This window comes from Clostridium sp. Marseille-QA1073 (assembly GCF_054863625.1).
Window position 1 is genome coordinate 1 of sequence record NZ_JBSVQM010000006.1, and the last position, 23,814, is coordinate 23,814.

Consider the following 23,814-nt stretch of genomic DNA (forward strand, 5'->3'; position numbering starts at 1 on the left):
GGTAAGGTGAATTATTATTTACTCAATTCTATCCAGACACAATATAGAATTTTTTCATCAGTACATAGTAATCATTGTGAACATTAGTTAAATAAATATGAATTTTTTCTCTCTAACAAAGTTAGAATAGAAATAATTATTATATTTTCTCATGTCTATAAAATCTTAATAAGCTTTTTCACTTTTAAATAATTTATAAAATTCTAGCAAAGTATTCTTTAATTCATAGTTATTTAGTTACCTTAAAACTTTTACTTATTATTTTATACCAACTGCATCAAATGCTTGACCAACTATTTTATACTCACGGCTATCTTTTCCATAAAGGTCTGAAGCTGCTTGAAGAGTAGATATTCTAGCTTGCGCAAAGTTAGTTGTACTTGTAAAATAGTGGTTAGCTCTATAGAAAAGTCTACCCATTTCTCTCATGCCTATTTGAGAGCCTATATTGTAAGCGGCCTTTAGGATTATACCTGAATATTTATGAACTCCACCATAATCATTGTATTGACTTGGATATCTCACATCACCTGGGTATGCACTAAAATGATCAGGTTGTCCACATCTTGTTGGATCTTGCATATCTCTTAAAGCATCTCCAGGAGTATTAGGTGTATACACGTCTTCTCCAATTTGCCAATCACCAGGTTCATTTTCACATGCAACTCCCATTATATCTGCAAGAGCTTCATTTAATGCGCCAGATTGATTTTGATATAAAAGCTTTGAACTGGAATCTATTACGCCATGAGTAGTTTCATGAGCTGTAACGTCAAGAGCTTCTGCAAGGGAACTGAAAATTCTGCCATCTCCATCCCCAAAAACCATAGCTTTTACGCTTGGATCCCAAAAAGCATTGTTATATTTATTGTCTAGATGAACACCTATCTTTACATCAGAACCACGACCGTCAATACCATCACGGTTAAATTCAGTTTTATAGTAATCAACAACCTTCGCAACATTATTATGAGCACTTACTGCAGCTTTCATTCTTTCAGTATTAAATGCATTATTAGCACTTGAAACTACAGTTCCATTAAAATTACCATATCTTGAAGAGTTAAAATAAGAGTTTTCACTTATATTATTTAAGTCAAAGGTTATTATTGAACCATTTGAAAGTCTTGTAGTATCCTTTAGATAGTATTTTCCATTTTCTTCGTAAGTGTTTATTGATACATTTTTACCTTTTAAATCAACACCAGTTCCTTGCGCTGGAGCTGCATTTTGAATAAAGCTTAACTTATTTACAATTTGTCCATTTTCTGCATTAACGAAAACTTGCCAACTAGTTGGTTCATTTTCTAGAGTAAGCAATTGAACAAGATACACAACATTGAATTTTCCTTCATGTTCATAAATATAAAGTTCAGGCTTAATATTTGCATCCTTTGGTAAATCTTTAATGTTTAAAAGATCTTTAGCTATTTTAAGAGCATCTTCTTGAGATATTTTTACAAGATCTGACCATTCTATATTCATAACATTTTCATTTATAATACCATTAACTGCATATACCTTATTATTTTTATCTACGTGAACAACTACGTCAGAACCATATACAGGTATTCCATCTCCAGTCATTACGCTTCTAAAATGTGTATATCCAAGTTCATCTTTTTCAGTATCTACAACTTCAAAAGTTCCTGTAGTTTTTCCTAAAAGCTCTTTATTGTTCATAAGAAAAGTTTGAGCTTCTATCTCGTTAGCTACTACTTCTTTAAATTCCTTATTTATAAATGTAAACTTATCTTCAGTAGGATTTTCAATTGTAGTAACCTTGTCATTTTGGCTCTCAACAGGCTTAGCTAGTACTGCTGAAGAAGCAGTATTTAATAACATTGAACTTAATATAATAATTGATAGTGTTTTCTTTTTTAACATAATATTTCCCCTCTCATTCAATAGATAAAATTTTTCGAAAATTTCATCTAACCCTGTTGTAAAGGGGATACAAAGGAGAAATAACTATCCCTATTATTTTCCTCTGCTTTACTTAGGTTAAGATTTACTTTTCAACAATAAAAAAAGAAATTTCATTGCGAAATGTAAACCTGATTTTTAAAAATTTATGGAGATTTTATATTATGATGAAAAAAGAAAACTTTAAAGAATGTAAGACGAAATTTTTTAGAAGTTCAAGAAGTATGTTTTAGTAAAAGGAATACTATGTTATAATCCTAATATTTTAAGAGATTATAAGAATTTTAACGAAACATATTGATTAATAGCAATAGCTATTAGAGATATAATACTAAAATTTAAAATATACTCTGGAAAATAACTTAAATCTTTAGAAATTAAGAATTAACATATAAAATATCATTCCTATACTTAAGAGAGTCAATATAAAAACCCTCTGTTTTCTAACAGAGGGTTTTTATCAAAAAGAAGAATGAGCAATTAATTCATTCTTCTTTTTTTAACTTTAAACTTCTAATAAGAATGCTTCATATGCTCTACAAGCTTCATATATATCTGCTTTGCTCGCAATTTCATATGGAGCATGCATATTGTGTAGAGCAACTCCTGAGTCTATAACTTCCATTCCGTATTCAGCTAAAATATAAGCGATTGTACCACCGCCACCTTGATCTACTTTTCCAAGTTCTGAAGTCTGCCATGAAACATTGTGCTTATCCATTACTTTTCTTAATTCAGCAATAAATTCTGGATTAGCGTCGTTACATCCACCTTTACCTCTTGCTCCAGTATATTTATTAAAAACAACTCCTTTTCCAAAGAATGCATTGTTTTGTTTTTCACTTACAGATGGATAATTTGGATCAAATGCAGCACTTACATCCGAAGACAGCATTTTTGAATTAGCTAATGATCTTCTAACTTTAAGATCACTGTAATCTCCCATTAAATTCACCAGTTCTGCAACAGTATTCTCAAAGAATCTTGATTGCATACCTGTAGCACCCATGCTTCCTACTTCTTCTTTATCAACTAAAAGAGTTATACAAGTCTTATCAGTTTCATTTAAATTCATCATAGCTTCAAATGAAGTATAAGCACAGACTCTGTCATCATGGCCATAAGCCATAACCATTGAGCTGTCTAATCCATAGCTTCTAGCTCTTCCTGCTGGAACTACTTCAAGTTCAGCTGATACAAAATCTTCTTCTGTAATTCCATACTTATTATTTAATAATCTTAATACATTTAATTTAACTCTATTTTTAGCTTCTTTATCTTCAACTGGTATACTTCCGATAAATACATTTAGTTGCTCACCTTCAACAGCTTTCGCTAAGGTTTTTTGCATTTGATCTCCAGCTAAATGAATTAATAAATCAGATATTCCTACTACTGGCTCATTATCATTTTCACCTATTACAACATTAATAGTTGAACCATCTTTTTTACAAACAACTCCATGAATAGCTAGTGGAATAGTTGTCCATTGATATTTCTTAACTCCACCATAATAATGAGTTTTTAATAATGCTAAATCAGAATCTTCGTATAGTGGATTTTGTTTTAAGTCTAGCCTTGGTGAATCAACATGTGCTCCTAATATTTTAAAGCCTTTTTCAACTGGTTCTGAACCAATTAAAAATAATGCTAAAGTCTTTCCCATACAATTTGCATAAACCTTATCCCCAGCTTTTAATCTCTTTCCTTCAGCAATATATGTGTTAATATCTTTATATCCTTTTTTTTCAGCAAGAGCTATAAATTCTGTAACACACTCTCTTTCTGTTTTGCATTTTGACATAAAGTCTATATATCTATCAGATAATGCGAAAACTTTTTCTAAATCTTCTTTAGAATACTTGTCCCAAGCTAGCTCATACTTTTTAATTAAATCTGTCATTACACGCTCCCCTTTCAACACTTTATATACTTTACTTATATTCTACATTCTACTAAATAATTCTATAAATTACAAATATATTTTGGTCATTTAAAGCAAAATACATTAAGAAATATTGGCTAATTATTTTGCTTTAAATAAATAATAGGATTTTAAAAAATAATGATAATTTTTTAGTTCTTATTATGTATAATAATATAGGGTATGCCCTGTATATCCCTATATTATAAATTCAGATTATTTAATTCACTCATTCTTTTTTCTATAGTATCTACTGCAGTAATATTTGATGTATAGCTATATCTGTAGTTAGCAGCTGCTGCTTCAATTATTACTGCTATGTTCCTTCCAGGTCTTACAGGTAAAGTTAATTTTTCTACCTCTGTGTTTAAAATTTCTATATAGTCTTTATCTATCCCTAATCTCTCATAATTTTCATTACTACTCCAATTTTCTATTGAAATTACTAAATTGATTTGTTTCTTCGATTTTACTGAACTCATACCATATATTGCAGGTACATCAATGATTCCCATACCCCTAACCTCAAGCATACCTTGAGTTATATACGGACAACTACCATATAAAAATCCATCTATTTCTTTAATATCTACCGCATCATCAGCAATTAATCTATGTCCCCTCTTTATAAGTTCTAATGCTGTTTCACTTTTACCTATACCACTTTCTCCAATAATAAGTATTCCTATACCATATACATCTACTAATACTCCATGAATTCTTGTTTCAGGTGCTAACTCAATATCAAGAAAATTAGTTAATTTACCAACAAAGCGCGTGGCCTTCATATCTGTTCTCAATACCCATGAATTATGTTTTTCAGCAGCTTCTAAAACTTCTTTATGAATTTCTAATGAGCGAGTTATGATGGTACAAGGAGCATCATAAGAAAAAAATTTATTCATTCTTTCTTTTCTGATTTCAGGAGATAAAGATTCTAAATAGCTATATTCTGTCTTCCCTATTATTTGAACTCTTTTTTCATCAAAATAATCATAAAAGCCAGTTAACTGAAGTCCCGGTCTATTAATACCTCCTAATATTATATTTTTATTCGTTTCTCCCTTTAACATTACCTCTAGATTAAAATTATTTATCAGCTTTTCAACAGTTACTATCATAATCTTGCACCCTCACTTTATAACTATTTTAATTTAAATTTTTTGGCGGCACTCTCTTTATTCCATCTAATTGAGCCCTAAAATTTCTCTTTACATTATCTATATATCTTTGTCTTAATTCCTGTTGTTCTACTTTTTCTTCATCAGTTAACCCTTCATTTTGGCTTTTTTTATATAAAAAATTGATTCTTTCAATGATTTTGTCAATATTCATTTTATTATTCCTTCTTTCTAAATAAATATTTTATAATCTGACATTTTTGTATTTTACATTTTATTCCATATACCTATAAATCAACATTTAATTTTATCTTCCAAAAAATGTATATATCATTTAATGGAAATTATTTATGGTTTTATGTATAATTTGTAATAAAATACATAAAAATGGCAAATTAAAATGATTAACATTTCTTGTCTAATTTGTTAAAATTAAAGTATAAATTAAATGATAGTAATTATAGATTATTTAATTGTGTGAGATAAAGTATGTTTGTTAAATCAAAAATTTTAAAACAAAAAATTAATTCTTTTAAGACTTTATTGCATTTACTTCTTATGTTTAAAAAACCTACAGATAAAATTGTTGTAAGTTGTTCTCAACATTTAGACGAATATATAGTTGAATATCAAAAACTTAAAAAATTCGGAGCATAACTTTATTATTAAATTGTACAAGCTTCAGAAACTTGTTAAGTTTCTGAAGTCTTGTATGTTTTATTTTTCATCTAAATATAAGATTATATCATCAATATTATTTATCTCATCTTTAGAAAAAACAACTACGAAATTATTATAATCATATTTTTTCTCTGTAAGTTCATAGGCTATAAACTCATAATTCATATCATATTCTTCAGTACACTCATCTAATATATCTTCTACATTATCTAATGCAAAATCACTTAAATAAGGTAAAAAATATTCATAATACCAATTTTCATCCTTTATTTCTCCCTCATATTCTTCATTGGCATATTCATTAGCAGCTTCAATCTCAATATCATCAAAATAATATTTAAAAGCTATTATTAATTCTTTACTTTTATAAGATACTTCATTTATATCAGATAATTCGTTTTCTTCTAAAAAATTAAGTATTCCTTCCTTGTTCAATATATTACCTCCTTAAAGTATTATAACTATTTATTATTCTACATACAAATAATAAATCCTTTAATATATTATTGACTTAAAATTCTATATTTTATTAATAATTTTAATAATACACTTTTTGAAAAAAGACTTATATTTTGTTGAAATTTGTTATATAATTTAAAATCGCAAAGGATAGAATGCAAAGGAGGAATTAATTATGAATATTAACTTAATCGGAGTACCAATATTTTTTGGTTGTGACAAAAAAGGTGTAGATTTGGCGCCAAATAAATTAAGAGAAAAAAACATAGCTCAAATTATTAAAAATAATAATCACACTGTATATGATTTGGGAAACTTATATGTTCCAGAGAAAAAAGATTGTGACAAGTTCTCAGCTCATAAAAACATGAAATATGTTGACAGTATCATAGATGTAAATACAAATTTAGCTCATACTGTTTACAGTTCATTAAAATCCGAAAGTTTTCCATTAGTTATAGGAGGAGACCATTCTTTAGGATTAGGTAGTATTTCAGGTGCTAGTAAATATTACAATAATCTTGCAGTTATTTGGGTGGATGCTCATGGTGATATTAATACCCATGAAACATCACCATCTGGCAATGTACACGGGATGCCTTTAGCTGCTGCTATGGGTATAGGTCATGATACTTTAACAAAACTTTATTTTGAAGATAGAAAAGTAAACCCTAAGAATGTATTTATAGTAGGTGCTAGAGATTTAGATACTGGAGAACTTCAATTAATAGAGGATCATAAATTAAATGTTTATACCACTGAAGAAGTTCAAAAAAGAGGGGTAGAAGATATTTTAAATGATATTAAAGAAATTTTAATTGAAAATAAAGTTGATGCAGTGCATTTAAGCTTTGATATTGACTCTATAGATCCTAAGTTCCTTCCTGGAACTGGAACTCCAGTTGATAATGGATTAACTATTAATGAGGCTAAATTTATATTAAAATATCTATTAGAAACTAGATTAATAAAATCTATGGATTTTGTGGAACTGAATACAGAACTTGATAAAGGTAATGATACCATTGAGTTTTGTGTTGAACTCATTGATTATATATCTAAATATTTGTAAAAATAAAACCGTGATTAAGTCACGGTTTTTTAATATACTTTTCACAATTTAATTTTGCGATAAAAAACATTAAAATAATTTAATTGTAATAAATCCAAACTTCTTATTAATTCATTATCTTTTATCTTATTATTTAACTAATTGTAAGAAATTATCCACAAAAGATTCTGCTGCTGTAAAATCTTCTTCACTTGGAACAAAATTAAACTTTAGTCCTTCTGGTAACGTTTTAAATTTAAGTTCCTTTAATCTATTATTTAGCATTGGAACTGCTTCTCCACTCCATCCATAGGATCCAAAAGCTGAAGCAACTTTTCCCCTATTTACTATAGCACTTACATGGGATAATAATTTCCATGTTGGTTCTACTGCATCCTGATTAATGGTTGGAGAACCTATAATAATACCACTTGACTTATCTACAAGTTCAATCATTTTATTAAGATCAGTAGTAGTTATTTCATGAGCTTCTACTTTAATTTGCTTATCTTAATAGTCTTAGCTAAAAATTTTGCCATTGACTCAGTATTTCCATAAGCTGAAACATAAAATATTTGAATATTCTTTTCATCTACAGTAGTTTCTTTAGCCCATTCTCTATATAATTTAGTAAATTTCTCTATGTCATCAATATGAACTGGACCATGACTTGGTGCAATCATATTTTTTTCAAGATTCTCTATTTTATCTAATCCTGCATTAACAAACTTTTTAAACGGTCCCATTATCACATCAAAATAATATTTCATTTCTTCAGTGTAATCTCCACTACAACTATCTGTTATACAATTTTCAGGACAATAATGGCATCCCATAACATCACAAGTGAATAGAACCTTATTGATTTTATCATATGTGAATATTGTATCTGGCCAATGTAAATTTGGTGCAGAAATAAATTCTAAAGTTCTGCTACCTATATTTAATTCGCCTTCAGCAACTTGATTATGAAAATTTGAATTTAATATTCCCCCTAAATATTTTATAGCAGCTCTAGATCCAATTATTTTAGCATTAGGATAATGTTCTAATAACTTTATTAAGGAACCACTATGATCAAGTTCCGTATGTTGTACGATTATGTAATCGATATCTCTATTTCCTATAACACTTCTTATATTCTTCAAATATTGATCAAAAAACTTATCTTTAACAGTATCAATAATCACAACCTTTTCATCATCAATTAAATAAGAATTATAGGTTGTTCCTTTTTTAGTTTCCATTATAATATCAAATACTCTTAATTCTGGGTCATTAACACCTATCCAATATAATTTGTCTTTTAATTCAACTGGTTTCATATACAAGACCTCCACTATAAGATATTTTTCCCTTAAATAATACCCTTTATATGGTAACACATAAAATGGTTATTTTCAAGTAATAACAATTATCATCATATGAAATTATAACAATTTTGATAGACTTTTTTTATACATTATATATTCTCTATGTAATGCTCTTGTTAAATTAACATAGAGTAATTTTTTATCAAGATTATTCTCACCATAATTCTCTTCATCACAATTATAAACTATCGTAGCATCAAACTCTAATCCCTTTGTCATATAACTAGGAATTATTATTCTATTCCCTTTAATACCACTATCATTTTCATCAATCATACTCCACTGATATTTACTTTGCTTTTTTAACTCTTTTAAAACCTCTGTACATTGCTTATAAGTCTTACATATAATTGCAACAGTTTTTTTATTTATATCTTCAACTTCTTCAACAATTTTATCTATTTTATTTATTCCATCTAAGGTATTTTCAATTTTTATAATCTTAGGTTTATGCCCATGTCTTAAAACTGGTTTTGCAGGAATTAAATTTAAATCTTGTTTATCTAGCACTATGTTAGCAAAATCTATAATTTCTACCGTAGATCTATAACTTTGTGTTAGAGAAATATAGGTTGCATCACCTTCAAATACAGCTGCTATAAGTCTTTCCCATGAGTCAATACCTTTATGACTATAAATTCCTTGTCCTAAATCTCCTACTATGGTTAAAGAGTTTTGTTTTGATAATAACTTTAATATAAGCATTTCAAAATAACTATAATCTTGAGCTTCATCTACAATTACATGTATATATTTACTATCTATCCCCTCTAATGCTATTTTTAAATAAACCATATGCGGTAAATCTTCACTGTCAACAATTTTGTCTTTAATATTTTTCTGCGCGCTATTAACTATGTATTTTACCAGCTTTGAAGGAATCTTATTATCAGTAATCTCATTAAAAATCTCTTCATTAGAATACAAATTATAATAAATAGAAATCAACTTTTCATTCTGCCACTTATTAAAAAAGTCTTTTAAAGCTTTATTTCCTTTTTGTTTTAATTCTTTGATAAATTTATCCCGTTCATCATAAAGCTCTATAATTACTTTTCTTTTCTCTTCATTATTTAAACTTTCTTCACACTTAATATCTTTTATTTTAAAGCCATAGTTATCTTCAACCTGACTTTGTATATTTTCAAGTCTATCTTTTAATTTTTGTTTAAAATATCGATTAATTTCATTTTTACGTTTTACAATTGATAGATGCTTTAAATCTCTTATATATAATTTTTTAATTTCCTTTGAACTATATAAAATATACTCATCTATCTTTATATCATCAACTTCAACATCTTTTTTCTCTAAATATTTTATATATCTATCTAATATAATTTTAAAATTTAAAGATCCTTTTATTTTACTTACAGCAGCTAAATATTTTTTATCTTCCTCATTACTATCTTCCATTAAATAAGATAACTTTTTATCTTTAGTATAAATTTTACCTTTGTAATTTATTAGTGATGCACATAAACTTTCAAAAGTGTTTTGAGTAACGGTATAGACACCTAAATTAGGTAATACTTCAGAAATATAATCTAAAAATATTTCATTAGGTGCTACCACAAGTATTTCTTCATGCTCTAAAATCTCATTGTATGTATATACTAAAAAAGCTAATCTATGTAGTGCAACAGTGGTTTTTCCGGAACCAGCAGATCCTTGTATTATCATAGCTTTATTTTTATATGCTCTTATTATCTCATTTTGTTCCTTTTGTATAGTAGCAACTACATCTTTAAGCTTACTACTTATACTTTGTTCAAGGTTTATTTTTAAAAATTCATCTATTAATTCATTGCCTTCTACACTATTCTTTAATATAATTTCATTTATTCCTTCATCAAATGCATCTATAAGTTTTTCATCTCTTACTAAAAATTTTCTTTTAAGCTTTAATTCTCCTTCAATTATCCCCTCTGGAGATATATAGTGTGATTCACCATAAGTTCCACTGTAATATAAATTGGCAATAGGTGCTCTCCAATCGATTACAATTTCTTCATTTTTTAATTCGTCATTTAATCCAAATTTTCCAATATAAAAAGTTTCTGTATCATATCGTTTTTCTCTAAAATCGATTCTCGCAAAATATGGTTGCTTACTTGCTTCCTTATATTTATTTAAATTCTTTTCTGCAAATTGAAAAATTCTCTCTGCTAATATTAAATCATTACTAAAACTTCCACCACTAGACTTTTTCAAATCAGAAATCTTTTTTTCATATTCTTTATATTTCTTTGAGGTCTTATGTTCTTCTATAATAACCCAATCTCTAACTTCTTCAAATTTTTTAAGTTCTAAATTCATTTCACTTTTTTCTATAGCCATATTAACACCTCAATTTCTTATAAACCTTATAATAGAAAAAGCATTATAGATTTTTTCTGCACTTTATATGGTATAATGTTATCATTAATTATTGGAGTTGATAATATGATTTATGTTGAAGATAATGCATACAATTACGCATTAGAAAATAACTATTCTTTTGTTATTAAAATCATCAATGTAAATTTATGTTGAGGAAATACCACCTCTAAAACACTTTGGGTAGAGTGTAAAAATTTTCATGATGATATTACTAATTATACATCATTTGAATATAAAAATGTTAAAATTTATGTAGAAAAATCGCTAAAACTTTCCTCTAATATAAAGATATACAAAAATAAAAAGAGCTATTTTAAAAGTAATAGCTTTGGAGTATATGGAATTGAGATTTCTGAAAATAAAAGTTGATTATTTTAGCCTTACCATATTTTATATACAATAAAAAGACGTGAAATAATCACGTCTTTACTCTTCATCGACAAGTTCATACATCTCAGTAGCCTTTGACATATATAATATTCCGTCTAAATGATCTATTTCATGACAAAATGCTCTAGCTAGAAAATCTACTGCTTCATATTGAACTTTCTGTCCATCTACATTCATCCCCTCTACAACTACTGTAGTAGGCCTTACCACTAAGCCTTCATGATCTTCGTAACTTAAGCATCCTTCATAATCTTCTTCACTCCCTGAGCTTTCAATTATCTTAGGATTCAATAGTACTATTGAATCAGATCCATCTCTTAAATCTATCAATATAGCTCTTTTTAATATACCTATTTGTGGTGCTGCTAGACCAACTCCACTACAATTATACAAAGTATCTTTTAAATCCTGCACTAATGCTAGTATTTCTTCATCAATTTTAACAATAGGTTCACATACTTTATTAAGTTTTTCATCACCATACTGAAGTATCTTTCTTACTGCCATAAATATATATTAAGACATGTATTTGTCTTAAATCCTCCTTTCACAAGGTAATCCTTCTTTTTAAATTATATAATAGTTAGTTATATTACTCAAATACTTTTTAAATAAAAATTATTTATCAATTTATTTTTAAAAGCAACCGTTATAATTTTTAAGTATTAAAAAACTGAGACAAATAAGTCTCAGTTTTGTTGTTGTGCTCTTTGTGTTTCTTCCATTATACTTTTAACTTTCATTAATCTAGTTAAAGCTCCTCTTTCATTTTCATCAAGCTTCATCTTTATATATTTTATAGTTTCTTGAAGCTGAGGTATTGTCATATATTCAAGAGCATTAACCCTTCTTCTAGTCTTTTCAATCTCATCAGCCATCAATTGACAAGCTTTTTCTACTTCTGCTAATTCTAGAAGTTTAGGTAATATTAAATACAATTTTTCAATTGCTTCATCTAACTCTATTGTAGTAGATGCAAATCCATAAGGATAAATACTTCCTGGATCACTTTCAAGTTTTCTAATGAAATTCATTACTGGCACATTAACACTCATTACATTTTTAGTTTCAACATCTACAGATATACTTTCTTTAGGGCAAGATAATGCAGCCTCTAAAAATTGAGGTGGCATTGCTGCACTGGCCATAAAGAAATTTTTAAAGACTTCTTGGAGCTTTTCTTCAACTTCACTTCTTAATTTGTTATTATATTTAATTAAATCAATGAATCTTCTCATAAGCTCATCTTGCTTATCTTTTAATAATTTATGTCCTCTAGTAGCGGTGGCCAATCTTTTTTTAAGCCTGGTGAGCTCCATCCTGGTTGGATTAACATTTAGTTTTGCCATAGTTAATCATCCTCTCTTAGAGGTAAATACTTCTCTAAATATTCATCTCTAATTCTTTTAAGCTCCGTTCTAGGTAATATAGTTAATAAATTCCACCCTAATTTTAACGTTTCTTCTACAGTTCTATTTGCTTCAAAACCTTGAGAAACATAATTTTTTTCAAAAGCCTCTGCAAATTTAGCATACTTTTTATCTGCTTCAGAAAGTGCAGATTCTCCCAATATTGCTGCAAGCTCTTTTGCCTGTTTACCTTGTGCATAAGCTGAAAATAATTGATTCATAGTATCTGCATGATCTTCTCTTGTTTTACCTTTTCCTATACCTTTATCTTTAAGTCTTGATAATGATGGTAAAACATCTATTGGAGGCATTATTCCCTTCTTATATAGCTCTCTTGAAAGGATTATTTGTCCCTCTGTTATATATCCAGTAAGGTCTGGGATTGGGTGTGTTTTATCATCTTCTGGCATCGTTAAAATAGGAATTTGAGTAATAGAACCCTCTTTTCCTCTCAATCTTCCAGCTCTTTCATACAATGTTGAAAGGTCGGTATATAAATAACCAGGATATCCTCTTCTACCTGGAACTTCTTTTCTAGCTGCTGAAACTTCACGTAATGCTTCAGCATAGTTAGTTATATCTGTCATTATAACTAATACGTGCATTCCTTTTTCATAAGCAAGATATTCAGCTGTTGTTAGTGCCATTCTTGGAGTAGCTATTCTCTCTACAGCTGGGTCATTAGCTAAGTTCATAAATAGAACTGATCTATCTATAGCTCCTGTTTTTGTAAATTCTTCAACGAAGAATTCCGCTTCTTCAAAAGTAATACCTATAGCTGCAAAAACCACGGCGAATTTTGAATCAGAATTTAAAACCTTTGCCTGTCTTGCTATTTGTGCAGCAAGTTGAGCATGTGGAAGACCTGATCCTGAAAACACAGGAAGTTTTTGTCCTCTAACTAAAGTATTAAGTCCATCTATAGCAGAAATACCTGTCTGAATAAATTCTGATGGATAATTTCTTGCTACAGGATTTATAGGCTCCCCGTTTATATCTAGTCTCTTCTCTGGAATAATTTTAGGACCATTATCCTTTGGTCTACCCATACCATCAAAGACTCTTCCTAACATGTCTTCTGATACTCCAAGTTCTAGAGGTCTTCCTAGAAACTTAACTTTCGTTCCTTTTAAATTTATTCCAGTTGACCCTTCAAAAAGCTGAACCATGGCATTGCTACCATTAATCTCAAGAACCTTACCTCTTCTCTTTTCTCCAGTTTGTAATTCTATATCAACTAATTCGTCGAACTTTACGCCCTCAACACCTTCAACAACCATCAAAGGTCCTACTACCTCTGCAACTGTTCTGTATTCTTTAAGCATCTAGAACACCTCCTTCGCTGATTAGCTTTTGGATTTCATTTTCTAGCTCTTCCTCAATTTCTTTTATCTTATCTATTTCGGTTTCTGATATATACTTACTTCTTGCAATTTTATCTCTTACTGATATATTAAGTATTTTTTCTAAATAAACTCCGGCATCAAGAGCTTTATTTGCTTCTTTCATAAATTTTAAAACAAGTTTTAAAATCTTATATTGTTTATCTAGTGAAGCATAAGTATCAACTTCATGGAAAGCATTTTGCTGTAAATAGTCTTCTCTTATAGATTTAGAAACTTCTAGCTTTAATCTATCTCTTTCAGATAGCGCATCTATACCAACAAGTCTTACTATTTCTTCTAAGTTTGCTTCCTCTTGAAGAAGTGCCATTGCTTCTGTTCTTAACTCAGACCAGTCGGAAGATACATTTTCATTCATCCAATTTCCCATCTTATCTAGATATAAAGAATATGAATCTAACCAATTAATCGCTGGGAAATGTCTTCTATAGGCAAGATTGGCATCTAATCCCCAGAATACCTTAACTATTCTTAAAGTAGCCTGTGTAACTGGTTCTGATAAGTCCCCGCCTGGTGGTGAAACAGCTCCTATTGCAGTTACTGCTCCTTCTCTACCATCTGAACCTAACGCTATAACTTTACCAGCTCTTTCATAATAATCAGCAAGCCTTGAACCTAAATATGCTGGATATCCTTCATCACCTGGCATCTCTTCAAGTCTTCCTGACATTTCTCTTAGAGCTTCAGCCCAACGTGAAGTAGAGTCTGCCATTATTGAAACAGAATATCCCATATCTCTAAAGTATTCTGCAATTGTTATACCAGTATAAATTGAAGCTTCTCTTGCAGCAACGGGCATATTGGAAGTATTAGCTATAAGTACTGTTCTCTTCATTAAACTTTCCCCTGTTTTTGGGTCTTTAAGTTCAGGGAATTCGTTTAGAACGTCAGTCATTTCATTTCCACGCTCTCCACATCCAACATAAACAACTATTTCTGCATCTCCCCATTTTGCTATTTGATGTTGAACAACAGTTTTTCCAGCTCCGAATGGTCCTGGAACTGCCGCTGTTCCACCTTTTGCTACTGGGAAGAAAGTATCAATAACCCTTTGTCCTGTTATCATTGGTTCTACAGGATTCAATTTTCTAGAATATGGTCTACCACGTCTTACAGGCCATTTTTGAATTAAATTTAATTCTTTATCGTCCTTTTCTGAAGAAACTATACAAACAGTTTCTTCTATAGTAAATTCTCCTGATTTTATATCCTTAACTGTTCCTTCTACTCCATAAGGTACCATTATTTTATGAAGTACTACTGGTGTTTCTTGAACAGTTCCTATTATATCTCCAGCTACAATTACATCACCAACTTTAACAGTAGGTTTAAATTCCCATTTTTTATCTCTATTTAGAGATTTTACGGATACACCCTTTGATAAAAAGGATGATTTTGCAGCCTCCATAAATGCATCTAAAGGTCTTTGTATTCCGTCAAACATTGACTCTATAAGTCCAGGTCCAAGCTCAACACTTAAAGGCTCTCCTGTAGTTGTAACAGGATCTCCTGGTCCTAAACCTGAAGTTTCTTCATAAACTTGTATAGAAGCTTTATCGCCTCTCATCTCAATTATTTCACCGATAAGACCTTTTTCACCAACTTTTACAACGTCATATATATTGGCTTCATCCATGTCCTTAGCAAGAACTAAGGGACCTGAAACCTTAACAATTTTACCGTTCTTCAAGTTACATACCTACCTTTCTATAAGATATTCACACCTACAGCCTTCTCAACATTATCACTAATTCTTTTCTTACCAATGTTTAAAGTCCCTTGATTACTTGGAATTAATATAATGGAAGGAAGCAACTTTTTATTATATCTTTCTATAGTTTCATCTAAGTGCTGTGCTAATTGCTCAGTTACAAATATTACCGCATAATCGTTATAAGCCATTTTATCTATTGCTTTTCTAGCTTCTTCTATTTCTACTACTGGAAAAACGTCTATACCTATGGCTTTAAATGCTAATACAGAATCCTTATCTCCTACAACGCCAATTTTATGCATATATATCACGCAACCTTTCTCTAATAACATTACTATCAACTTTATTAAGTTTACCAGCTAATATTATTCTAATTATTTTTATTTCGGTTTCTTTGGCCATTATATATGCAATTATAGGTTCTGGACCAAAATTAATTTTCTTAGCATTTTTTATAAAACTCATTAAATAATTATCTGAATAAACTTCAAGAGAATTATATTTACCACTGCTTGAATATTCTTCCATTAGAGCTTTTAAGACAGTTTCATATCCATATTTAGATATTCTATTGCTGAAACTTTCCAAATTATCATTTAGTCCTTGTGTAAAAAACTCTTTAGGTATATTGCCATTATCCAGCAATACACCTTCTAAAAATCTAATATCTTTATTTTGTGTTTTAACTCTTATCATTGTTTTTATATTAGTTAAATCTATTGATTTTCTTATAAAATCTACAATGAAATCAAAGTTGGATTCCTTAGCTTTTTCAATTGTAGCTTTATACATATAATTATCTAAAATTATATCTACACTTTGAGAATCCTTATTTTCTTCGTAGTTCTTTTGAACTTCTACAATAGCTTCCCTCATTATAGGTTCCAACTCTTTTAACTCATTAGTAACTATAGAATTTCTTAATTTATCAAATTCCACAGTACCAATAGGAATTAATAAAGAAGATAAATCTCCTCCTAAAATCTTAGATTTCTTTAAAACTTTAATATTATGATAGTCATACTTAATACTCATAATATCAACAATTAATTTTTCAGGAGAAATTTCATACATAAGAGAGTAAAGCCTTTTTAACTCCTCACTTAATAATAGCTCATAGTCCTCATTTCTTTTCAATAAGGCTATATTATCTCCATATTGAGTTTCTTGAAGAATTTTTATAGCTTCTTCTAAAGAACTACTTTCTATCATTCTTTCTATTTTCATTTTATCAAGGAGCTTTTTTTCTATAACTCTTAGCCTAGCCACAGCATGAGTAAAGTTCATTCTATCCATATGGCTATCCTCCTTAAAAATTAATCAAATAACATCATTGCTACTTCATTTTCTATTTCATATCTTAAAGAATTTACTAAAGCCTCATAGGAATAGTTAAATTCTATACCACTTCTTGCTAAAATAAATCCTCCATTCATTTGTCTAGTATTTTTACTTAATATGATATTTGCCTTTTCAACATCTTTAGCAATGGTTCCATTTAATTCCTTTATAAATTCTTCACCTATTTTATCTTTATCATTTTCAGAAACTATTATTTCTTCATGTCCTTGAAGTTTAATTGATTTAAGATTATTTCTTATATAATTTAAATAATCCTGAGAGTTCATATTATTAAGTTCTTTTATAGCTTCATCAAAAACTTTATCAATTACTTGTTGTTTTGCAAATAATTTTTCATTTCTTACTTTTAATTCACTTTTTGATATAGCTCTGTCAAAAAGATTCTTACCTTCTAAGTTTGCTTTTTCTATTATACTTTTTGCAAGTTTTTCAGCTTCTTCTTTCTTTTTAGCTATTAACTCTTTTTCTTTTACTTTAGCATCATTGATTATACCAGTAGCCTTTTCATTAGCATCAGTTATAATTTTTGAAGTTAAATTTTCTAAATTTGACATTATCATCACTTCCTTAATTAAAAGTTAGCGTTGATTATTAATAATAGTGACATAACAAAGCCTAATAATGCATATGTCTCAACCATAACTGTTAAGATGATACCTTTTGTGTTATGTTCTGGCTTTTTAGCTAATATTTGAATTGCTGCTGCTGCTGTTCTTGCCTGTGCTATTGCTGATTTCCATCCTGCGAAAGCTATTGGTAAACAAGCAGCGAATAAATATAAACCATTTGCTAAAGTAATATCTGGGTTTATTTGGAATAGCACCATAAGAGCTATAACGAAACCATAAAGTCCTTGCGTACCTGGTAATAATTCTAATATAAGTGCCTTACCGAACTTTTCTGGTTCTTCTGTAATTAATCCTGAAGCAGCTTCTCCAACCATTCCAACACCTCTAGCTGAACCTATTCCTGGCATAATTGCAGCTAATGCAACACCTATTGCTGCAAAAACTATTCCTCCATTGTCTACTAAAAATCCCATTAAGTTTGTCATAAAAATTCCTCCTTAATCCTTAACAACTTTTACATATTTTGAACTAAATTTTAATGGTCTAAATGTTTTACCTCCGCCTTCATAGAACTTATTAAAATACTCAAGATATTGTAACCTACAAGTATGAACATAAGCTCCTAAGGCATTTATGAATAAATTAAATATATGGCCTACTACAAATATTAGTGATCCAGCTAAAATTTTTGCTATTGGATTTCCTAACATTCCTATCATTAAGTTAAATGCTGATCCAATAAATCCTGTTGCAAGTCCAAGAGCTGCAAGTCTAGTATAAGATACTAAATCCCCTACATAACCTGTTATTCCATATAATGAATATAAACCTGCACCAAGTTTTGCACCTATTCCCTTCTCGCTTCTTCCATGAGTTAATAAAATTAATATCATGCCAGTAAATGTAGCATATTTTGCAATTGTAGAAATATTCCCACTTGTAGATAGACTACTTACTGCGCCTGAAGCTGATAATAACCATAGAATACTTCCTGTTAAAGTCAGATACCATAAACCTACATCTAATAATGCATCTAATGGTTTTCCATCTCTAATCAGCATATACCCTTTAATTCCTAAACCAACATATATTTGAATTAATCCGAAAGCTACTGAAACTATCATCAATAAAATTACATTACTATCTGGTTTCATCCATATTGGGTTAATTTTAATTGCATCTCCGAAGTAACTACCATACATTACTCCCCAAAAAATTGTGGATATACTTAAATAGAAGAACATTTTGATGGATTTTCTTTTATCTTCATCTAGATTGAAGAATTTTAACGCTACCAAAGAACCGATGAACATAACTAATCCATATCCAGCATCTGATAACATCATACCGAAGAAGATAAAATAGAAAGGCATAAATAATGGTGTTGGGTCTATCTCATTGTATCTAGGCATACTATACATTTCTGTAATTGGTTCAAAAGCCTCTGATACTGTTCCATTTTTTAACAATATAGGAACATCTTCACCCTTTGCATCTTCTAACTCTAAATAGTATTCATTATTTAGGCTTTTCCTTATTGTTTCTTCAAATTTATCTATAGTTTCTTCTGGTAACCATCCTTCTATTGTTAGAATATTTTTGCTTCTTAAGAAATTGTTACAACTCTCTAATCTAAGCAAATGATTTTCATTATACTCATATATAAGCTTAAAATCATTTATATATTTCACATGTTCTTCAATCTCTTTTTTTATGTTTTTTAGCTCATTTTTTAGCTCTTTTATTTTAGTTTTAAAGTTTCTAATAACTTCCTTTGGTGGTACTTCATAATCATAATTTACCTTGCTAAAACTATATCTCTTTAGTAAAGTTTCTATTTCACTTTGTAACTCTTTATGGAAGATTATTAGAATATTACTGTCTCTACTATCTTCATTTACAACCTCAATATAACAATTATTATATTGAAAACTTATATCTTCCCTTAAATTATCTATGAAATTTTTTGGAACTACTCCTAAATAAGCAATGCAATTTTTAAAATTATTTACTTCATTCATGGATATATCCAAATTGCTCCATTTACCTATTTCTTCAATTTCACTAGATAGTTTTGAGATATGCTGTTTTTTCTTGTTGATAGTGTTTTCTTTTTCTTTTAAATAATTATATTGTTTTTCCCATTGTAAATCTTCGACTGCTTTTTCAAGTTCATAATAGGTAACAGTGTTTTTTCCCTCTTTTAAGCTCTGAATCGTCCCCTTTTTTTCTTCATACTGGCTTAAAAAATCAATAGCAAACTTGATCTTTGCTTGCTCTTCTTCAATTTCTGATATTTCAATATGAGCGGAGTCTTTTTGTAAATATTCTTCAAGTTCTTCTCGTATTAAAACCTCAGAAAATTGAACACTTTCTAACCTTTGTAGATCTTGTAATAGCTTTTGCTTTTGTGACTCAAAGGCTAAAAGCGTAAACTTCTTCATTTTAACTATTGCCATTGAAATTCACTATCCTCTCAATTACTAATTTAACAGCACTATTAAATTTATTAGCATCTACATTTAGTATATGATCTACTTCTTCCCTACCTTTTTTCAATATCGGTTCAGATTCAGTCTCACTTTCACTTATAAACTTAGATTTTATTTGCTCTGCTTCTTTATAAGCTTCAGTAAGTCTAGCTTCATATTGCTTATCTGCCTCTTTTTCTGCATTTTTAATTATATCTTTACTTTCTTTCAATGCTTTTTCTAATATTTGTGCTGCTTGATCTTCTGCTGTTTTAACTTTGTTTATAGCTTCTAATGCCAAAATATCACCACCTTTTAAAATATAATTATATGGAAAGAGAGGAATAATCTCCTCTCCAACACAATATCATATACTTTATAAAACATCACAAAATACTTATAAAAGGTTTATGTTTACCACTTATTATATATAGCTAAAATTTATTGTACAAGATGTGAAAACGTGCTAAGTGATAAAGTTAACTAATTATTAACCTTTTGTTCATTATTTGTTCATCATTTAGGATTTTTTTTCTATTTTTTTAAGTATATTCCTAGATCTATTAAAACATTATTGCTATTATTAGAGAACCCTACATAGAAATCCTTCCTTGTTATCAATTTATTTACAAAATATTGATTTAAGTCATAATTGAACTTTTCAATATGTATATCATTAACAGAACCTATTAAATTATTGTCAATCAGTTTCTCTTTAATTTGCTTTTCTACGTTTTTATCACTTTCTCTATAGATAAAATCTGGAATTCCTCTTTTTTTATTATAGGTTAAATAGTCAAACTTAATTATGTCACATAATAATCCGCTATCCATTCTTAATATTTCATTATTGAAGTCAAAAAATACCTTATAATATTCACTTGAAGAAATATTTCTTTTAAAATATCCCTTTTCTTTGTAAAATAATGATAGCTGTTCATAAAAATCAAATGGAGTATCAAAAAAATTACTTTCTACAAAATAATTTAATATATTATTAAATTTTCCGCTGTTTAAATATTTATCGACCATATGTTCAATATGCTTTAGTCTAATTAATTCATTATAACTTATATTTTTAGTTTTCAATATTTCGTAAGGAGGATATGGACTATAATACATATCCCACTTTTCTGCTTCTTCTCTCATACTTGATCCCTTTAAAAGTTTTAGAAAACCTAATTGAAGTTCATCTGGCTCTATTGCGTATACATCATTAAAAGATTTTTTAAAAGAATTAAAATCTTCTCCTGGAAGTCCTGCTATAAGATCTAAGTGCTGCATGATATTTTTTAAACATTTTAATTCTTCCACTTTTTCTTTTATTGTAGAAAAATTAACATTTCTATTTATATTCTTAAGGACTTCATCATTAGTGGTTTGTACACCTATTTCAAATTGAAATAATCCTTTTTTGGCTTTGGATAGTGTATCTATAGATTTACTGCTTAATAAATCAGCAGATATTTCAAAGTGAAATCTAGTATCTCCACCTAATTCAATTAAATAATTCCAAATTTTATTTGCAAAACTTTCGTTACAGTTAAATGTCCTATCTACAAATTTCACTAATCTAACTTTATTATCAATAAAATATTTTAAGTCTTTCTTCACCTTTTCAATGTCTATGAATCTAACTCCATGAAAAGTTGAAGATAGACAATATTTACAGTTAAATGGACATCCTCTAGAGGCTTCATAATATACTATTTTATGAGCTAGATCTTCATTTTCTTCATAAGGAAAGACTATTTTATTCATGTTCATTAAGGGACGATTTCCGCCATAGTAAATTTGTCCACTCTTTTTAGAATAAAGTCCTCTGATATTGCTATAATCTATTTCTTCATTTTTATATTCTTTTATTTTAGTATAAATAAACTCTCTGTAAGTTTCTTCTCCTTCGCCTTCTATAACATACTCACCATAGTTAGATTTTAGAAAATTCTCCGAATCATAACTTACTTCTGGTCCACCATAAAATATTTGTATACTATTATCTATTGACTTTATTAAGGTTGTTATTCTTGTTATATATTCAATATTCCATATATAACAGGAAAAACCTAGTAATCTAGGTTTTCTCTCCATTATTTCCTCTACAATTCTCTCAACCCTATCATTTACAGAAAACTCCATAATATCACAATTATAATCCATATCTTTAGTGTAAGCCTTTAAATATCTCACTGCTAAATTACTATGAATATACTTAGCATTTACCCCTATTAATAAAACATTCATCCATTATTTCTCCTCTTTCTACAAATTATATTGTATACTCCATTGTTACTTTTAAAGTTCATAACTTCAAATCTTTTATCAACTAAATCTAATATTTTTTCTTTAGAATTATCTTTTAAAATATTATAATCTTTAATTTGAAATTCCTTTAAGCTTTTATCTGGCATATATACTTTTATATTATTTTCATAAGTTTTTAAAAATTTTTTATCTATATCCCATATATATAAAATTCCATCGTTTTTTAGATAGTTACCGACTTCATCAATAAGTCTCCTTTTTTCAATATTTTTAAATATTGAATTCAAACTAAAAAAAAGTATACAACTATCATAACTCTCTTTCTCAATATTCCTTCGTGCTCTTTTTTCAAAATATTGAATGTCACATTCTTCATCATAATACTTGAACAGATTATATATTACTCCATAATTATCATGGCCTATATCCAACAAGTTTCCATGTAAAATATTATTTTCTAAATTAATAAATACAGAATTATTCATAAACTCTTCACCTCATTTAATATCTATATAAGATTATTATAGATACTATTCAACGAAGAATTTACATTTCCTTCCATAAGTTTTAATTAATTATTTACATCATTATAAAACATTAATAATAATCCTGCTGTACTTTGATTTGCTTTTAATAATACTTTATCTAGAATTTTAGCATATCTTTCATTTTTATTTCTAACATTCCTATACATACTATCAATCCTATTAGAGTATTTAGCATTTTCTTTAATATATTCCTCAACTGTATTATAATTTATAGCTCCTTGTTTAATAGGATGAGTATATCCATTTTGTATAAGTTTAATAGCCCATGTTTCAAAACTCTTATGATTCCTCAAATTTACATTGGCATGCGCAGGTACCGTTGTATCTTGAATTAAATGGCATGCTGCTCCTAAATAAAATATAGCTTTAGGAATATTATTACAGTGGATATTCTTTAAAGCTTTATTATAATAAATTTCACATTCAATTAATGCATTAGAACAGCCATATAAACCTCTTCCACCTTCATGATGATAAAAATGATTAGCACTTTTAAAATCTGAATCTGCCCATATTACACCTTTGTTTAAAATTTTAATATATTTTTTAAAAAATTTGTACTGTTTTTCATATCCATCATTTCTTAAAATTTCCAAAGCTTCTTTATTTATGAATTGATGAACAATACATTCTGTCTTTTTAACCTTTTTCTTTATGGGGTTAAAAGCATATAATAAAAATTTTAATGTATAGCCATAAGTATTTTCAATCTTTCGCTTAATTATATTACCACCTTCTACTGTAAAATTTAATACAGTATTATTAT

21 protein-coding genes and 1 pseudogene are annotated in these 23,814 nt (G+C 28.5%); 2 read left to right on the forward strand and 20 right to left on the reverse strand.

What is annotated here, in order from left to right:
* Positions 1-258: 258 nt before the first annotated feature.
* The 4 genes from ACY1IQ_RS06900 to ACY1IQ_RS06915 form a co-directional block, all read right to left on the reverse strand.
* Positions 259-1,887 (reverse strand): M4 family metallopeptidase, encoded by a 1,629-nt coding sequence (locus tag ACY1IQ_RS06900; RefSeq protein ID WP_461613256.1) that lies wholly within the window; start codon positions 1,885-1,887, stop codon positions 259-261.
* 544 nt (positions 1,888-2,431) lie between these two features.
* Positions 2,432-3,829: an aminopeptidase gene (locus tag ACY1IQ_RS06905; protein ID WP_461613257.1), complete on the reverse strand. Its 1,398-nt coding sequence runs from the start codon at positions 3,827-3,829 to the stop codon at positions 2,432-2,434.
* 224 nt (positions 3,830-4,053) lie between these two features.
* Positions 4,054-4,971, reverse strand: a complete 918-nt coding sequence (gene hprK / locus ACY1IQ_RS06910) for an HPr(Ser) kinase/phosphatase (RefSeq protein ID WP_461613258.1) — start codon at positions 4,969-4,971, stop codon at positions 4,054-4,056.
* A gap of 28 nt (positions 4,972-4,999) precedes the next feature.
* The gene (locus ACY1IQ_RS06915; protein ID WP_291584327.1) at positions 5,000-5,185 is read right to left on the reverse strand and encodes a DUF896 domain-containing protein; all 186 of its coding nucleotides are present in this window, start codon (positions 5,183-5,185) and stop codon (positions 5,000-5,002) included.
* 275 nt (positions 5,186-5,460) lie between these two features.
* On the opposite strand from ACY1IQ_RS06915, the gene ACY1IQ_RS06920 reads away from it, so the two are divergent.
* Positions 5,461-5,628 carry a Spo0E family sporulation regulatory protein-aspartic acid phosphatase gene (locus ACY1IQ_RS06920; protein ID WP_461613259.1) on the forward strand — a complete coding sequence of 56 codons (168 nt, stop codon included), beginning with the start codon at positions 5,461-5,463 and terminating at the stop codon, positions 5,626-5,628.
* Positions 5,629-5,688: 60 nt separating this feature from the next.
* On the opposite strand, the gene ACY1IQ_RS06925 is transcribed toward ACY1IQ_RS06920, so the two are convergent.
* Positions 5,689-6,087: a hypothetical protein gene (locus ACY1IQ_RS06925; RefSeq protein ID WP_461613260.1), complete on the reverse strand. Its 399-nt coding sequence runs from the start codon at positions 6,085-6,087 to the stop codon at positions 5,689-5,691.
* Positions 6,088-6,286: 199 nt separating this feature from the next.
* On the opposite strand from ACY1IQ_RS06925, the gene rocF reads away from it, so the two are divergent.
* Positions 6,287-7,183: an arginase gene (rocF, locus tag ACY1IQ_RS06930; RefSeq protein ID WP_461613261.1), complete on the forward strand. Its 897-nt coding sequence runs from the start codon at positions 6,287-6,289 to the stop codon at positions 7,181-7,183.
* A 129-nt stretch (positions 7,184-7,312) separates the two neighbouring features.
* Here the strand turns inward: rocF and ACY1IQ_RS06935 are convergent.
* The 15 genes and pseudogenes from ACY1IQ_RS06935 to ACY1IQ_RS07005 all read right to left on the reverse strand — a co-directional run bounded on the left by ACY1IQ_RS06935 (position 7,313) and on the right by ACY1IQ_RS07005 (position 23,773).
* Positions 7,313-8,487: pseudogene (locus ACY1IQ_RS06935) on the reverse strand (FprA family A-type flavoprotein).
* A 105-nt stretch (positions 8,488-8,592) separates the two neighbouring features.
* Positions 8,593-10,875 carry an RNA polymerase recycling motor HelD gene (gene helD, locus ACY1IQ_RS06940; RefSeq protein WP_461613262.1) on the reverse strand — a complete coding sequence of 761 codons (2,283 nt, stop codon included), beginning with the start codon at positions 10,873-10,875 and terminating at the stop codon, positions 8,593-8,595.
* A gap of 468 nt (positions 10,876-11,343) precedes the next feature.
* Positions 11,344-11,814: a peptide deformylase gene (def, locus tag ACY1IQ_RS06945; protein ID WP_461613263.1), complete on the reverse strand. Its 471-nt coding sequence runs from the start codon at positions 11,812-11,814 to the stop codon at positions 11,344-11,346.
* Between the two features lie 182 nt (positions 11,815-11,996).
* Positions 11,997-12,656 (reverse strand): V-type ATP synthase subunit D, encoded by a 660-nt coding sequence (locus ACY1IQ_RS06950; protein WP_461613264.1) that lies wholly within the window; start codon positions 12,654-12,656, stop codon positions 11,997-11,999.
* 2 nt (positions 12,657-12,658) lie between these two features.
* Positions 12,659-14,041 (reverse strand): V-type ATP synthase subunit B, encoded by a 1,383-nt coding sequence (locus tag ACY1IQ_RS06955; protein ID WP_461613265.1) that lies wholly within the window; start codon positions 14,039-14,041, stop codon positions 12,659-12,661.
* Positions 14,034-15,809, reverse strand: a complete 1,776-nt coding sequence (locus tag ACY1IQ_RS06960) for a V-type ATP synthase subunit A (RefSeq protein ID WP_461613266.1) — start codon at positions 15,807-15,809, stop codon at positions 14,034-14,036. The genes ACY1IQ_RS06955 and ACY1IQ_RS06960 overlap by 8 nt, the downstream gene beginning before the upstream one ends.
* 17 nt (positions 15,810-15,826) lie before the next feature.
* Positions 15,827-16,135 carry a V-type ATP synthase subunit F gene (locus ACY1IQ_RS06965; protein ID WP_191739589.1) on the reverse strand — a complete coding sequence of 103 codons (309 nt, stop codon included), beginning with the start codon at positions 16,133-16,135 and terminating at the stop codon, positions 15,827-15,829.
* Positions 16,128-17,129 (reverse strand): V-type ATP synthase subunit C, encoded by a 1,002-nt coding sequence (locus tag ACY1IQ_RS06970; RefSeq protein WP_461613267.1) that lies wholly within the window; start codon positions 17,127-17,129, stop codon positions 16,128-16,130. Before ACY1IQ_RS06970 ends, ACY1IQ_RS06965 begins: the two co-directional genes overlap by 8 nt.
* A gap of 20 nt (positions 17,130-17,149) precedes the next feature.
* Positions 17,150-17,749 carry a V-type ATP synthase subunit E gene (locus ACY1IQ_RS06975; RefSeq protein ID WP_461613268.1) on the reverse strand — a complete coding sequence of 200 codons (600 nt, stop codon included), beginning with the start codon at positions 17,747-17,749 and terminating at the stop codon, positions 17,150-17,152.
* 17 nt (positions 17,750-17,766) lie between these two features.
* Positions 17,767-18,249 carry a V-type ATP synthase subunit K gene (locus tag ACY1IQ_RS06980; protein WP_461613269.1) on the reverse strand — a complete coding sequence of 161 codons (483 nt, stop codon included), beginning with the start codon at positions 18,247-18,249 and terminating at the stop codon, positions 17,767-17,769.
* Between the two features lie 12 nt (positions 18,250-18,261).
* On the reverse strand, positions 18,262-20,208 hold the full coding sequence (locus ACY1IQ_RS06985; RefSeq protein WP_461613270.1) for a V-type ATP synthase subunit I: 1,947 nt from the start codon (positions 20,206-20,208) through the stop codon (positions 18,262-18,264).
* A gap of 1 nt (position 20,209) precedes the next feature.
* Complete coding sequence (locus ACY1IQ_RS06990) at positions 20,210-20,536, reverse strand: ATPase (protein ID WP_461613271.1); 327 nt, start codon at positions 20,534-20,536, stop codon at positions 20,210-20,212.
* A gap of 233 nt (positions 20,537-20,769) precedes the next feature.
* On the reverse strand, positions 20,770-22,479 hold the full coding sequence (locus tag ACY1IQ_RS06995) for a B12-binding domain-containing radical SAM protein (RefSeq protein ID WP_461613272.1): 1,710 nt from the start codon (positions 22,477-22,479) through the stop codon (positions 20,770-20,772).
* On the reverse strand, positions 22,476-22,985 hold the full coding sequence (locus tag ACY1IQ_RS07000; RefSeq protein ID WP_461613273.1) for a class I SAM-dependent methyltransferase: 510 nt from the start codon (positions 22,983-22,985) through the stop codon (positions 22,476-22,478). The genes ACY1IQ_RS06995 and ACY1IQ_RS07000 overlap by 4 nt, the downstream gene beginning before the upstream one ends.
* Before the next feature lie 86 nt (positions 22,986-23,071).
* Complete coding sequence (locus ACY1IQ_RS07005) at positions 23,072-23,773, reverse strand: zinc dependent phospholipase C family protein (RefSeq protein WP_461613436.1); 702 nt, start codon at positions 23,771-23,773, stop codon at positions 23,072-23,074.
* Positions 23,774-23,814 lie beyond the last annotated feature (41 nt).